This window comes from Streptomyces sp. NPDC051907 (genome assembly GCF_040681075.1).
Taxonomy (GTDB): Bacteria; Actinomycetota; Actinomycetes; order Streptomycetales; family Streptomycetaceae; genus Streptomyces.
Genome location: NZ_JBFAYB010000019.1, coordinates 1 through 13,425 on the forward strand (window position 1 = coordinate 1; position 13,425 = coordinate 13,425).

Below are 13,425 nucleotides of genomic sequence, written 5' to 3' on the forward strand. Positions count from 1 at the left end.
GGTCGGCGACCGGCAGCGTGCCCGCGGCGGCGCGCGCGGCGCGCAGTCCGCTGTCGTGCAGGGGCGCCTCGTCGTCGAACCGGGCCTCGCGCAGGGCCGCGCTCATCGCCTGTGAGATCAACGTCACTCGTACCGTCATCTGCGCCGTTCCCTCTCCCTCTGCCGCCTGACGCGGCAAGCAGATCATGTGCGTCGGGGGCGCGAACCGGCGCCCGCACTCCGTAGCGGCCCGGGCCCCCGAGCGGTACGGTCGCGTGGACATGACGACGGTGTGACGGAAGTCCGGTGAGAATCCGGCACGGTCGCGCCACTGTGAACCCGTTTTCCTGCGGGAAGTCAGACCCAGCACCTTCGTCTCAGGCACCACGATCGGGACGCGTGTTCCCCCAGGAGGTTCTGCCATGGCCACGTCTGCCGCGCCCGCAACCGGCGCACCGGCACTCGCCCCCATATCCCTGAAGGCCATCGCGCCGTGGGCGCTGTTCTTCGGGATCCTCATGCTCGTCCTGCTCTACTTCGTCGGCGCCGAGCAGGGCGCCACCGCGCTCGTGTCCGGCGAGACGGTGCACGAGTGGGTCCACGACGGCCGGCATCTGCTCGGCTTCCCCTGCCACTGAGAACCGGGGGAAACACCGACATGAACTCCATATCCGTCAGAGCCCTGCTGCTGCGGGGCATGCTCGCCGGCCTCGTCGCCGGCGCCCTCGCCCTGGCCGTCGCCTATCTGATCGGCGAGTCCCCGGTGGACGCCGCCATCGCCTTCGAGGAGGCGCACAGCCACGAGCACGGCGGCGAGGAACTCGTCAGCCGCACCATGCAGTCCACGGCGGGCCTCGCCACCGCCGTGCTGGTCTTCGGCCTGGCGATCGGCGGCATCGCCGCCCTCGCCTTCTGCGTCGCGCTCGGCCGCATCGGCGGCTTCGGGCCGCGTGCCACGGCGGCGCTGGTCTCGCTCGGCGCGCTGCTGAGCGTGTACGTCGTGCCGTTCCTCAAGTACCCGCCGAATCCGCCGGCCGTCGGCGACCCCGACACCATCGGCCAGCGGACCGCGCTGTACTTCCTGATGATCGTGCTCAGCGTGCTGCTCGCGGTCGCCGCGGTGATCTTGGGCAAGCGGCTGTCGGGGCGGCTGGGCAACTGGAACGCGACGGTCGCCGCCGTCGGCGCGTTCGTCGTCGCCGCCGGGATCGCCTTCGTCTTCCTGCCGTCGTTCAACGAGGTGCCGAAGGGCTTCCCGGCGACCGTGGTCTGGGAGTTCCGGATGGCGACGCTGGCCATCCAGGTCACCTTGTGGACCGTCTTCGGGCTGGTCTTCGGACACCTCGCCGAGCGGCTGCTCCTGCCGGGCGCGGCCCCGGCGGGCGAGGCGCCCGGCACGGCGTCCCAGACCGCCGCGGCCGCGAGCTGACGCCCGGCCTGCTCCCGTAGGAGCGAAGAGACGTCAGGACCCGCCGGGCTTGTGGGCGGGTCCTCTCGTCGTGGCGCCGGGGGCGGCGCCGGCAGGTCCTCTCGTCGTGGCGCCGACGGCGGCGCCGGAACTCGGCCCCGCCCCGCCTCGTTGTACTCAGTGAGGCCCCGCAGCGCCCCCGTCTGCGGGGCTTCGCAGGCGGCCTTGTCCGCGAGGCACCGTCCCTCCCCCGGCGGAGCGCCCCCGGCCGCCGCCCCCGACGCGCGGGGGCCTCGGTCACAGCGAAGACCGGCTGGTGGCACACTGTGCGGCGATCCGCCGAAGGAGGCCGTCGTGCCCATGATCCGCAACCTCCGTCGCGCGGTGCGCCGCGCCTACCGCCGCACCGTCGACCTCAGTCACCCGGCCCGGTCGCCGCTCGGCAGCGCGGTGGTCAACTGCGTGGTCTATCTGGAGGGCGTGCGCCAGCCCGGCGACTGCCCCGCCGACGAGGCGATCCGCCGGGTCCGCAAGGCGGGCGACGGCTTCGTCTGGATCGGACTGCACGAGCCGTCCCAGGAGGAGTTCACCTCCATCGCCGATCTGTTCGGGCTGCACCCGCTGGCCGTCGAGGACGCGGTCCACGCCCATCAGCGGCCCAAGGTCGAGCAGTACGACGACGTGCTCTTCGCCGTCTTCAAGACCGTCCGCTATGTCGAGCACGCTGAGCTGACCGCCACCAGCGAGGTCGTGGAGTCCGGCGAGCTGATGGTCTTCATCGGCCGGCACTTCGTGATCACCGTCCGGCACGGCGGGCACGGCTCGCTCGGCCCGCTCCGCGAGGCGCTGGAGTCGCACCCGGACCAGCTGGCCATGGGGCCCTCCGCGGTCCTGCACGCCATAGCGGACCATGTGGTGGACGACTATCTGTCCGTCGCGGACTGCGTGCAGAGCGACATGGACGACGTCGAGACCGCCGTCTTCAGCGAGCAGGCGGGACGCGGCGACGCGGGGCGGATCTACCAGCTCAAGCGCGAACTGCTGGAGCTGAAACGGGCCGTGACCCCGCTGGACCGGCCGCTGCACGCGCTGGCCACCCAGCCGAGCGTGCTGATCGACCGCGAGATACAGACGTACTTCCGGGACGTCGGCGACCACCTGGACCGCGTCACCGAGCAGATCACGTCCTTCGACGCGCTGCTCGACTCGATCCTCCAGGCGCATCTGGCGCAGGTGACCGTCGCCCAGAACGAGGACATGCGCAAGATCACCGCGTGGGCGGCGATCATCGCGGTGCCCACCATGGTCTGCGGCGTCTATGGCATGAACTTCGACTACATGCCCGAACTGCACTGGAAGTACGGCTATGCCGGGGCGATCGGCGTCATCGCCGTCGCCTGCTACGTCATCCACCGGGCCTTCCGCCGCAACGGCTGGCTCTGAGCCCGCCGCGCGGCCGACCCCATGCCGGGGCGGGCCGCGCGGCGGGTTCAGGCGCCCACGGTCCCGTCGATCCCCTCGCGCAGGAGGTCGGCGTGGCCGTTGTGCCGCGCGTACTCGTGGATCAGATGCAGCATCACCATCCGGAGCGTCACCTCCTCGCCCCATCTGGCCTGAAATCCCCTCACATCGAGGGACTCGGCCTCCGCCTCGATCCGTCGCGCGTGCTCGACCTCCCGGCGCCAGGCGTCGAAGGCCTCCGCGCCGGTGGACCGGCTCGCGTCGTACGCGACCTGGTAGTCGCCCTCGTCCGACCAGACCAGCGGCAGGTCCTCGCCGTTGATCGTCTTACGGAACCAGACCCGCTCCACCTCCGCCATATGACGTACCAGGCCCAGCAGGGACAGCGTCGAGGGCGGCATCGACTGCCGGCGCAGCTCCTCGTCGCCGAGCCCCTCGGTCTTCATCGCGAGCGTCGCCCGGTGGAAGTCGAGGTAGGCGCGCAGCGTTTCGCGCTCGCCTGCGGTGCGGGGCGGTTCGATGCGGTCGTCGGTCACTGAGGCCGTCCTCGTCGTCTCGTCGGCTGTCGCTTCGGTGCAGTGTGTCACCGCCCCGACGCGGCGCGGATAGGGCGCCGCAGGCAAAGGATCAAGACCGGCCCGGAGAGGGCAAGGTCACAGCCTTGGCCTCTGCTGCACCTTTGCGCCCTTGACCTAGCATCTGAGCATGACGGTCCTCCCCGATGACGGGTTTTCGCTGGCCGCCGAGTTCCCTGACGCGACCCTTGAGCAGTGGCAGAGCCTTGTCGGCGGCGTACTGCGCAAAACGGGTAAAGACGTGTCGGGCCCGGCGGCCGAGGACGCGCTGTCCACGGCCCTGGAGGACGGGCTCTCCACCCGTCCTCTCTACACCGCGGGCGACGGCGCGCTCAGCCTCGGCTATCCGGGCTTCGCGCCCTTCACCCGGGGAGGCAGGGCCGAAGGCGGCGCGGTCTCCGGCTGGGATGTACGCCAGCGCCACGACCGGCCCGATCCGGTCCGCACGAACGAAGCCGTGCTCGCCGACCTGGAGAACGGGGTCGCCTCGATCTGGCTGGCCGTCGGCCCGGCCGGCGTGCCCGTCTCGGGTCTCGGCACGGCCCTGGACGGCGTCTTCCTCGACCTGGCGCCCGTCGTCCTGGACGCGGGGGCCGAATTCGATCCCGCCGCACGGGCGTTGCTGAAGCTGTACGAGGAGCGGGGCATCGCCCCCGAGGCGGCGCTGGGCACGCTGGGCGCGGACCCGCTGGGGCACGCCGCGCGCACCGGGCAGTACGCGGACCTCGCCGAGCACACCGCGGCCGCCGTCGAGCTCGCCAGGCTCTGCGACGACACCTACCCGCAGGTGCGCGCCCTGAGCGTCGACGCGCTGCCCTACCACGAGGCCGGGGCGTCGGCCGCCGAGGAGCTCGGCTGCTCGCTGGCCACCGGCGTGGCGCTGCTGCGGGACCTCACCGCGGGCGGACTGTCCCTGGAAGCGGCCTGCGGCCAGCTGGAGTTCCGGTACGCGGCCACCGCCGACCAGTTTCTGACCATCGCCAAGCTGCGCGCGGCCCGCCGGGTGTGGGCCCGTGTCGTCGAGGCGTGCGGGGCCGACTCCGCAGCCGGCGCGCAGCGCCAGCACGCGGTGACCTCCGCGGTGATGATGACCCGGCGCGACCCGTGGGTGAACATGCTGCGGACCACCGTCGCCTCGCTCGCCGCGGGCGTGGGCGGCGCCGACGCGGTGACCGTGCTCCCCTTCGACCACGCGCTCGGCCTGCCCGACGCGTTCGCCCGCCGGATCGCCCGCAACACCTCGACGATCCTGCTCGAGGAGTCGCACGTCGGCCGGGTCATCGACCCGGCGGGCGGCTCCTGGTACGTGGAGCGGCTCACCGACGAGCTCGCGCAGGCGGCCTGGGCGTGGTTCCAGGAGATCGAGCGCGCGGGCGGCCAGGAGGCGGCGCTGCGCGGCGGACTGATCGCCGAGCGGATCGGCGCCACCTGGAGCAGCCGGAAGAAGAACGTGGCGAGACGGCGTGAGCCGGTCACCGGGGTCAGCGAGTTCCCACTGCTCTCCCAGGCGCCCGTGGTGCGCGACCCCGCGCCCGCCGCGCCGGGCGGCGGTCTGCCGAGGGTCCGCCGCGACGAGGCGTTCGAGGCGCTGCGGGCCCGCTCGGACGCGCACCTGGCGGCGACGGGCGCACGGCCGCGGGTGTTCATCGCGGCGCTGGGCTCGGCCGCGGCGCACACCGCGCGGGCGACCTTCGCCGCCAACCTCTTCCAGGCGGGCGGCGTGGAGCCGGTGCACGACCCGGTGTCGGTGGACGCGGCCGGTGCGGCCGAGGCGTTCGCCGCGAGCGGCGCCTCGGTGGCGTGCATCTGCTCCAGCGACGCGCTGTACGAGGAGCAGGCGCCGGCCGTGGCCGAGGCGCTGAAGGCGGCCGGAGCGCTGCGGGTGTACCTCGCGGGCCGCCCCGGCGAGCAGCGTGAGACGTATGAACGGGCCGGAGTCGACGAGTTCGTCGTCGCGGGCGGCGACGCGGTCGCCGTCCTGGCCTCCGTCCTCGACCGGATCGGAGTGGCGTGATGGGGATCCCGGACTTCACCGGAATCGACCTGGGGCCCGGCGACGCGGCCCAGGTCGGCGAGGACCAGTGGCGCACGGCCGTCAAGGAGTCGACCGGCAAGGGCGACGGCGACCTGGTGTGGGAGACCCCCGAGGGCATCCCGGTCAAGCCGCTGTACACCTCGCAGGACCTTGCGGGGCTGGACTTCCTGCAGACCTACCCCGGGATCGCGCCGTATCTGCGCGGCCCGTACCCGACGATGTACGTCAACCAGCCGTGGACGATCCGGCAGTACGCCGGGTTCTCCACCGCCGAGGAGTCCAACGCCTTCTACCGGCGCAATCTCGCCGCCGGGCAGAAGGGCCTGTCGGTCGCCTTCGACCTGCCGACCCACCGCGGGTACGACAGCGACCACCCGCGGGTGACGGGCGACGTCGGCATGGCCGGTGTGGCCATCGACTCGATCTTCGACATGCGTCAGCTGTTCGACGGCATTCCGCTGGACAAGATGAGCGTGTCGATGACGATGAACGGCGCGGTGCTGCCCGTGCTGGCGCTGTACATCGTGGCCGCCGAGGAGCAGGGCGTCGCGCCCGAGAAGCTGGCCGGGACCATCCAGAACGACATCCTCAAGGAGTTCATGGTCCGCAACACCTACATCTATCCGCCCCGGCCCTCGATGCGGATCATCTCGGACATCTTCGCGTACACCTCGCAGAAGATGCCCCGCTACAACTCGATCTCCATCTCCGGCTACCACATCCAGGAGGCCGGGGCCACGGCCGACCTGGAGCTGGCCTACACGCTGGCCGACGGGATGGAGTACCTGCGGGCGGGCCTGGGCGCGGGTCTGGACGTGGACGCGTTCGCGCCGCGGCTGTCGTTCTTCTGGGCGATCGGCACGAACTTCTTCATGGAGGTCGCCAAGCTCCGCGCGGCGCGGCTGCTGTGGGCCAAGCTGGTCAAGAAGTTCGACCCCAAGAGCCCCAAGTCGCTCTCGCTGCGCACCCACTGCCAGACCTCGGGCTGGTCGCTGACCGCGCAGGACGTGTTCAACAACGTCACCCGCACCTGTGTGGAGGCGATGGCCGCGACCCAGGGGCACACCCAGTCGCTGCACACCAACGCACTGGACGAGGCGCTGGCGCTGCCCACCGACTTCTCCGCGCGCATCGCCCGCAACACCCAGCTGCTGCTCCAGCAGGAGTCGGGCACCTGCCGGGTCATCGACCCGTGGGGCGGCAGCGCGTACGTCGAGAAGCTCACGCACGACCTGGCGCGCCGCGCCTGGCAGCACATCGAGGAGGTCGAGGCGGCGGGCGGCATGGCGCAGGCCATCGACGCCGGCATCCCCAAGCTCCGCGTCGAGGAGGCGGCGGCCCGTACCCAGGCCCGTATCGACTCGGGGCGCCAGCCGGTCATCGGCGTCAACAAGTACCGCGTGGAGACCGACGAGCAGATCGACGTCCTCAAGGTCGACAACACCTCCGTGCGCGCCCAGCAGATCGAGAAGCTGCGGCGGCTGCGGGCCGAGCGCGACGAGAGCGCCTGCCAGGACGCGCTGCGCGCGCTGACGGCCGCCGCCGAGGCGGGCCCGGGCGGCGGCATGGAGGGCAACCTGCTGGCGCTCGCGGTGAAGGCGGCGCGCGCCATGGCGACCGTCGGCGAGATCTCGGACGCCCTGGAGAAGGTGTACGGGCGCCACTCCGGCCAGATCCGTACGATCTCCGGTGTGTACCGGAACGAGGCAGGGACGTCCCCGGCGGTGGAGCGCACCCGGGTTATGGTCGAGGAGTTCGAGGAGGCGGAGGGCCGCCGTCCGCGCATCCTGGTGGCCAAGATGGGCCAGGACGGCCATGACCGCGGGCAGAAGGTGATCGCCACGGCCTTCGCCGACCTGGGCTTCGACGTGGACGTCGGCCCGCTGTTCCAGACCCCGGCCGAGGTGGCGCGCCAGGCCGTGGAGGCCGATGTGCACATCGTCGGGGTGTCCTCGCTGGCCGCCGGGCACCTCACGCTGGTGCCGGCGCTGCGGGAGCAGCTGGCGGCCGAGGGGCGCGAGGACATCATGATCGTGGTGGGCGGAGTGATCCCGCCGCAGGACGTCCAGACCCTGCTCGACGCGGGGGCCGCCGCGGTCTTCCCGCCGGGCACCGTGATCCCGGACGCCGCGCGCGATCTGGTGAAGACCCTGGCCGGCTCGCTCGGCCACGAGTTGTGAGACTGTGCCCCGGATGCCTCCGACGATCGACATCGACCGTTACGTCCAGGGTGTGCGCGAGGGGTCGCGGGCGTACATCGCCCGCGCCATCACGCTCGTCGAGTCCACGCGTCCCGACCACCGGGCGCTGGCTCAGCGGCTGCTGACAGAGCTGCTGCCGTACTCGGGCGCGGCCCGGCGGGTGGGCGTCAGCGGGGTGCCGGGCGTCGGCAAGTCGACGTTCATCGACGCGCTCGGCACGATGCTCACCTCGCTCGGCCACCGGGTCGCGGTGCTCGCCGTCGACCCGTCCTCCAGCCGTACCGGCGGCTCCATCCTGGGCGACAAGACCCGGATGGAGCGCCTGGCGGTGGACCCGGCGGCGTTCGTGCGGCCCTCGCCGACCTCGGGCACGCTGGGCGGGGTGGCGAAGGCGACCCGCGAGTCGGTCATCGTGGTGGAGGCCGCCGGCTATGACGTCGTCCTCGTGGAGACGGTGGGCGTCGGCCAGTCGGAGACCGCCGTGGCCAACATGGTGGACACCTTCCTGCTGCTCACCCTCGCCCGGACCGGCGACCAGCTCCAGGGCATCAAGAAGGGCGTCCTGGAGCTGGCCGACGTGCTCACGGTGAACAAGGCCGACGGCCCGCACGAGCGCGACGCGCGCACCGCGGCCCGTGAACTGGCGGGCGCGCTGCGGCTGATGCACCCCGCCGACGCCGCGTGGACTCCTCCGGTCCTGTCGTGCAGCGCCCGCGAGGGCACGGGGCTCGACGCCCTGTGGGAGCGGATCGAGCAGCATCGCGCGCTGCTGGAGTCGACCGGGCGGCTCGCCGCCAAGCGCCGCGACCAGCAGATCGACTGGGCCTGGTCGATGGTCCGCGACGAGCTGCTGGACCGGCTGCGCAGCCATCCCGAGGTGCGCAAGGTCGCGCCCGGCCTGGAACAGCAGGTGAGGGAGGGCGAGTTGACGGCGACGCTCGCCGCCGAGCAGATCCTCGACGCCTTCCAGCGCTAGGGGAGTCAGGAGCACCGGGGGGGGGGGGGGGCGGGGGGCCCCCCCCCCCCTCTCCCGGGGTCTCGTATCAGGCGCGCGTCAGGTCGCGCGTCCGTCCTCGATGACGAGCTTGGCGGGACCGATGGTCTCCAGACCGCCGCCCGGTCCGGCGTGCACCACCGCGCCCGTGCCCTTCTTGGTCCGGCGCAGCCACCGCTCCAGCCAGCTCGCGAACGACGTCAGCGCGAAGTTCACCGCGATGTAGATCAGGGTGATGATGGTGAAGCACGCGATGGTGTTCGCACCGTAGTTCGCGGACATCGGACGGACCGACGCCAGCAGTTCGGAGAAGGTCAGCACCGCGCCGCCGAGCGCCGTGTCCTTCACGATGACGACCAGCTGGCTGACGATCGCGGGAAGCATCGCGGTGACCGACTGCGGCAGCAGCACGTACCGCATCATCTGGCCCTTGCGCATGCCGATCGCCTTGGCCGCGTCGGTCTGCCCCTGGGGGAGGGAGAGGATTCCCGCCCGCACGATCTCGGCCAGCACCGCCGCGTTGTACAGCACCAGGCCGGTGACCACGGCGTACAGCGGCCGGACGTCGCTCTCGATGGTGGTGTACTTCGCGTACGCCTCGTTCGCGATGATCATCAGGATCAGCACCGGAATGGCGCGGAAGAACTCCACGACCGTGCCGGACGGAATGCGCATCGAGCGGTGGTCGGAGAGCCGGCCGATGCCGAACAGCGCGCCGAGCGGCAGCGCGATGACCAGCGCGAGGCCCGCGGCGATCAGGGTGTTCTCAAGCCCCGGCCATATGTACGTCTCCCACGGCTGGGAGCTGGTGAAGAACGGCTCCCATTTGACCCAGTCGAGCTGGTGCTTGGAGTTGAGGCCGTCGTACACCCACCACAGCACGCCCGCGAGCGCGACCGAGAAGACGACCGTGTAGAGGATATTGCGCCGCTTGGCGCGGGCCCCCTGTGCGTCATAGAGAACGGAGGTCATCGCTTCACCGCCACCTTCTTGCTCACCCAGCCGAGGATCAGCCCGGTCGGGAGGGTGAGGCAGATGAATCCGAACGCGAAGACGGCGGAGATCAGAATGAGCTGAGCCTCAACCTCGATCATGGTCTTCATGAGGTACGCGGCCTCGGCCACGCCGATCGCGGCGGCGACGGTGGTGTTCTTCGTCAGCGCGATCAGCACATTGGCCAGCGGGTTGACGACCGCACGGAATGCCTGCGGGAGAATGACCAGCCGCAATACCTGCGTGAAGCTCAGGCCTATGGCACGCGCCGCCTCCGCCTGGCCGACGGGCACGGTGTTGATTCCGGCCCGCAGCGCCTCGCATACGAATGCGGAGGTATAGGCGACCAGCGCGAGAACCGCGAGCCTGAAGTTGATGGCCTCGAAGTCGCCTTCTGCGCCGAGGGTGACGGTGAGGGTCTGGAATAGACCCAGAGACGAGAAGACGATGATGACCGTCAACGGAATGTTGCGGACCACGTTTACATAGGCGGTGCCCACACCGCGCATCAGGGGGACCGGGCTGACCCGCATGCTGGCCAACAGTGTTCCCCATATAAGGGAACCGAGGGCGGAGTAGACGGCGAGTTTCGCCGTCACCCAGAAGGCCCCCAGTAGGTCGTAACTCTCAAGAAAGTCGAACACGATCTCCCGCGCTTCCGCGTGTGGGGAGGGCTCGGCGCGCCGCCCTCTGGGGCGGCGCGCCTGGTCAGCCCTGCTTCACTTGACGACGTCGCCGATCTTCGGCGCCTGCTCGTTCTTGTAGTTGGCCGGGCCGAAGTTCGCCTTCACGGCCGCGTCCCAGGCGCCGTCCGAGACCATCTTGGTGAGGGCCGCGTCGATCTTCTTCTTGAGGTCGGCGTCGCCCTTCTTCAGGCCGATGCCGTAGTTCTCGTTGCTCATCTTGAAGCCGGCAAGCTTGAACTTGCCCTGGAACTGCTGCTGCGAGGCGAAGCCCGCCAGGATGGAGTCATCCGTGGTCAGGGCGTCGATGGCCTTGTTCTCGAGGCCGGTCAGGCACTCGGAGTAGCCGCCGTAGGTCTGGAGCTCAGCCTTCGGGGCCAGCTTCTCCTTGACGTTCTTCGCGGAGGTCGAGCCGACGACCGAGCAGAGCTTCTTCTCGTTCAGGTCCTCGGGCGACTTGATCGAGTCGTCGTCCGCCCGGACGAGGATGTCCTGGTGGGCCAGCAGGTACGGACCGGCGAAGTCGACCTTCTGCAGACGCTCGTCGTTGATCGAGTAGGAGGCGGCGATGAACTTCACGTCTCCACGGGAGATCGCCGTCTCACGGTCGGCGCTCTTCGTCTCCTTGAAGACGATGTTCTTCTCGTCGTAGCCGAGCTCCTTGGCGATGTACTTGGCGACGTCGACGTCGAAGCCGGTGTACTTGCCGTCGGGGGTCTTGAGGCCGATGCCCGGCTGGTCGATCTTGATGCCGATCGTGATCTTCTTGCCGCCGCCGCCGGCGGCGTCGTCCTTGTCGCCCGACCCACAGGCCGTGGCGGTCAGGGCGAGCGCGAGCGCGGCGGCCGAAGCGAGGGTGACCTTGCGAAGCTTCATGGTGAACATCCCTTGTGTGGTGATTCGTTGGTCGTCAGTGGTGAAGGATCTTCGACAGGAAGTCCTTGGCCCGGTCGCTGCGCGGGTTGCTGAAGAACTCGTCGGGCGTGGCCTCTTCGACGATCTTTCCGTCGGCCATGAACACGACCCGGTTGGCGGCGGATCGCGCGAAGCCCATCTCGTGGGTGACGACGACCATCGTCATCCCGTCGCGCGCCAGCTGCTGCATGACCTCGAGCACCTCGTTGATCATCTCGGGGTCGAGCGCCGAAGTGGGCTCGTCGAAGAGCATGACCTTGGGGTCCATCGCCAACGCCCGCGCGATCGCGACGCGTTGCTGCTGGCCCCCGGAGAGCTGCGCGGGGTACTTGTCGGCCTGGGAGCCGACGCCCACCCGGTCCAGCAGGCTGCGCGCCTTCGTCTCGGCGTCCTTCTTGTCCGCCTTGCGCACCTTGAGCTGGCCCAGCATCACGTTCTCCAGCACGGTCTTGTGTGCGAAGAGATTGAACGACTGGAAGACCATGCCCACGTCGGCGCGGAGCCTGGCGAGCTCCTTGCCCTCCTGGGGCAGCGGCTTTCCGTCGATCGAGATCGCGCCGGAGTCGATCGTCTCCAGCCTGTTGATCGTGCGGCACAGCGTGGACTTGCCGGACCCGGAGGGTCCGATGACGACCACGACCTCGCCACGGGCGATGGTCAGGTCGATGTCCTGGAGCACGTGCAGCGCGCCGAAGTGCTTGTTCACGTTGCTCAGCACGACCAGGTCACCCGACGCGGGTACGACGTCCTCGGCGCCCTTGGTCACTGACACTCCGCTCATCGGCTCTTGCTCCGTCCTGCTCGGTTGGAGAGGACCCTAATGACGCGATGAGACGACCGTCATCACATCTGAGCGGAAATTGAGCATAACGATCTGGCTGCAACCGGACACTATGCGTGAACGGGGCGATGATCGGAGTACCGGGTGGGTAACGGAACCCTCGCGACCCCCGGATCCCTCTTGACTGTTCGGGCGGGGATCAGCCTTGATGCCCTGGTAGGTCGCGCGGCCTGTGCCTCGCGACCGACAGCACGACCGGACAAGAGCACAACCGCACGAAAGCACGACGGCACGAACCGTGATCATGAATCGCACGACGGCGTTGACGACCGTATGACGGCCCACACGACCGCACCGCGCAGCATCGCTGCACCGTGCTGAGAACGACCACACGACGCTGACCCGGCCGCACCACGCCTCGTATGACCGCACGAGGCCGAAGGCGACCGTACGAGGCTGGACGGCGACCGCTCACCCGCCACACGACCGCACCAGGGTGAACGCGGCCGCACTACAGTCACACGACCGCACGAACGTGACATGACCGCACGGGCGTGCACGACCGCGCGTACGCGTAGGACCGCGTGCACGTGAACCGCACTACGTGAACCGCACAACGTGAACGACCGCACGTACGCGAACGACCGCACGACGTCACACCGACCGCACGACCGGAGGGGGGCCATGAGGCTGCTGCTCGTCGAGGACGACGACCACGTCGCCGCCGCCCTGTCCGCCGTGCTCGCCAAGCACGGCTTCCAGGTGGTGCACGCCCGCAACGGCGAGGACGCGCTGAAGGCCGTCCTGCCCGCCACGAATCCGCAGAAGCCGCCCTTCGGGGTCGTCCTGCTGGACCTGGGCCTGCCCGACCAGGACGGCTTCCAGGTGTGCGGCAAGATCCGCAAGCTCACCTCGACACCAGTGATCATGGTGACCGCGCGCTCCGACATCCGCTCCCGGATACACGGGCTCAACCTCGGCGCCGACGACTACGTGGTCAAGCCGTACGACACCGGCGAGCTGCTCGCCCGTATCCACGCGGTCAGCCGGCGCACCGTGACCGGAGACGAGGCGGGCGCCGCTCCCTCCGACGACGCGCTGAGGCTCGGCCCGGTCACCATAGAGCTGCCGACCCGCCGCGTCAGCGTCGACGGCGAGACCGTGCCGCTGACCCGCAAGGAGTTCGACCTGCTGGCGCTGCTCGCCCAGCGGCCCGGGGTCGTCTTCCGCCGGGAGCAGATCATCAGCGAGGTATGGCGCACCAGCTGGGAGGGGACCGGCCGGACGCTGGAGGTGCATGTCGCCTCCCTGCGCGCCAAGCTGCGGATGCCCGCCCTGATCGAGACGGTGCGCGGGGTCGGCTACCGGCTCGTCGCGCCGGCCGGCGCGTAGGGGCCGAA

12 protein-coding genes and 1 pseudogene are annotated in these 13,425 nt (G+C 70.2%); 7 read left to right on the forward strand and 6 right to left on the reverse strand.

What is annotated here, in order from left to right; all coding sequences use genetic code 11:
- A pseudogene (locus tag AB0M39_RS13585) lies at positions 1-139 on the reverse strand (histidine phosphatase family protein); the annotation flags it as partial.
- Between the two features lie 262 nt (positions 140-401).
- Here AB0M39_RS13585 and AB0M39_RS13590 point away from each other — a divergent pair.
- The 3 genes from AB0M39_RS13590 (at position 402) to corA (ending at position 2,830) form a co-directional block, all read left to right on the forward strand.
- Positions 402-617 carry a CbtB-domain containing protein gene (locus tag AB0M39_RS13590; RefSeq protein ID WP_365363561.1) on the forward strand — a complete coding sequence of 72 codons (216 nt, stop codon included), beginning with the start codon at positions 402-404 and terminating at the stop codon, positions 615-617.
- 20 nt (positions 618-637) lie between these two features.
- Positions 638-1,408, forward strand: a complete 771-nt coding sequence (locus AB0M39_RS13595; RefSeq protein ID WP_365363563.1) for a CbtA family protein — start codon at positions 638-640, stop codon at positions 1,406-1,408.
- Positions 1,409-1,747: 339 nt separating this feature from the next.
- Entirely contained in the window at positions 1,748-2,830 is a 1,083-nt protein-coding gene (gene corA, locus AB0M39_RS13600) for a magnesium/cobalt transporter CorA (RefSeq protein ID WP_365363565.1), read from the forward strand.
- Between the two features lie 47 nt (positions 2,831-2,877).
- Here corA and AB0M39_RS13605 read toward each other — a convergent pair whose 3' ends face one another.
- A complete protein-coding gene (locus AB0M39_RS13605) occupies positions 2,878-3,384 on the reverse strand; it encodes a DinB family protein (RefSeq protein ID WP_365363567.1) in 507 nt (168 codons plus the stop codon).
- 169 nt (positions 3,385-3,553) lie between these two features.
- On the opposite strand from AB0M39_RS13605, the gene AB0M39_RS13610 reads away from it, so the two are divergent.
- The 3 genes from AB0M39_RS13610 to meaB are packed head-to-tail and all read left to right on the forward strand — an operon-like array spanning position 3,554 to position 8,635.
- On the forward strand, positions 3,554-5,437 hold the full coding sequence (locus AB0M39_RS13610) for a methylmalonyl-CoA mutase family protein (protein ID WP_365363569.1): 1,884 nt from the start codon (positions 3,554-3,556) through the stop codon (positions 5,435-5,437).
- On the forward strand, positions 5,437-7,638 hold the full coding sequence (scpA, locus tag AB0M39_RS13615; protein WP_365363571.1) for a methylmalonyl-CoA mutase: 2,202 nt from the start codon (positions 5,437-5,439) through the stop codon (positions 7,636-7,638). The genes AB0M39_RS13610 and scpA overlap by 1 nt, the downstream gene beginning before the upstream one ends.
- Before the next feature lie 13 nt (positions 7,639-7,651).
- The gene (meaB, locus tag AB0M39_RS13620) at positions 7,652-8,635 is read left to right on the forward strand and encodes a methylmalonyl Co-A mutase-associated GTPase MeaB (RefSeq protein WP_365363573.1); all 984 of its coding nucleotides are present in this window, start codon (positions 7,652-7,654) and stop codon (positions 8,633-8,635) included.
- Positions 8,636-8,713: 78 nt separating this feature from the next.
- Here meaB and AB0M39_RS13625 read toward each other — a convergent pair whose 3' ends face one another.
- The 4 genes from AB0M39_RS13625 to AB0M39_RS13640 all read right to left on the reverse strand — a co-directional run bounded on the left by AB0M39_RS13625 (position 8,714) and on the right by AB0M39_RS13640 (position 12,025).
- On the reverse strand, positions 8,714-9,625 hold the full coding sequence (locus AB0M39_RS13625) for an amino acid ABC transporter permease (protein ID WP_365363575.1): 912 nt from the start codon (positions 9,623-9,625) through the stop codon (positions 8,714-8,716).
- The gene (locus tag AB0M39_RS13630; RefSeq protein WP_365363577.1) at positions 9,622-10,290 is read right to left on the reverse strand and encodes an amino acid ABC transporter permease; all 669 of its coding nucleotides are present in this window, start codon (positions 10,288-10,290) and stop codon (positions 9,622-9,624) included. Before AB0M39_RS13630 ends, AB0M39_RS13625 begins: the two co-directional genes overlap by 4 nt.
- 75 nt (positions 10,291-10,365) lie before the next feature.
- Positions 10,366-11,205: a glutamate ABC transporter substrate-binding protein gene (locus tag AB0M39_RS13635; protein WP_365363579.1), complete on the reverse strand. Its 840-nt coding sequence runs from the start codon at positions 11,203-11,205 to the stop codon at positions 10,366-10,368.
- A gap of 34 nt (positions 11,206-11,239) precedes the next feature.
- The gene (locus AB0M39_RS13640; RefSeq protein WP_365363581.1) at positions 11,240-12,025 is read right to left on the reverse strand and encodes an amino acid ABC transporter ATP-binding protein; all 786 of its coding nucleotides are present in this window, start codon (positions 12,023-12,025) and stop codon (positions 11,240-11,242) included.
- A 684-nt stretch (positions 12,026-12,709) separates the two neighbouring features.
- On the opposite strand from AB0M39_RS13640, the gene AB0M39_RS13645 reads away from it, so the two are divergent.
- Complete coding sequence (locus tag AB0M39_RS13645; RefSeq protein ID WP_365363583.1) at positions 12,710-13,417, forward strand: response regulator transcription factor; 708 nt, start codon at positions 12,710-12,712, stop codon at positions 13,415-13,417.
- Positions 13,418-13,425 lie beyond the last annotated feature (8 nt).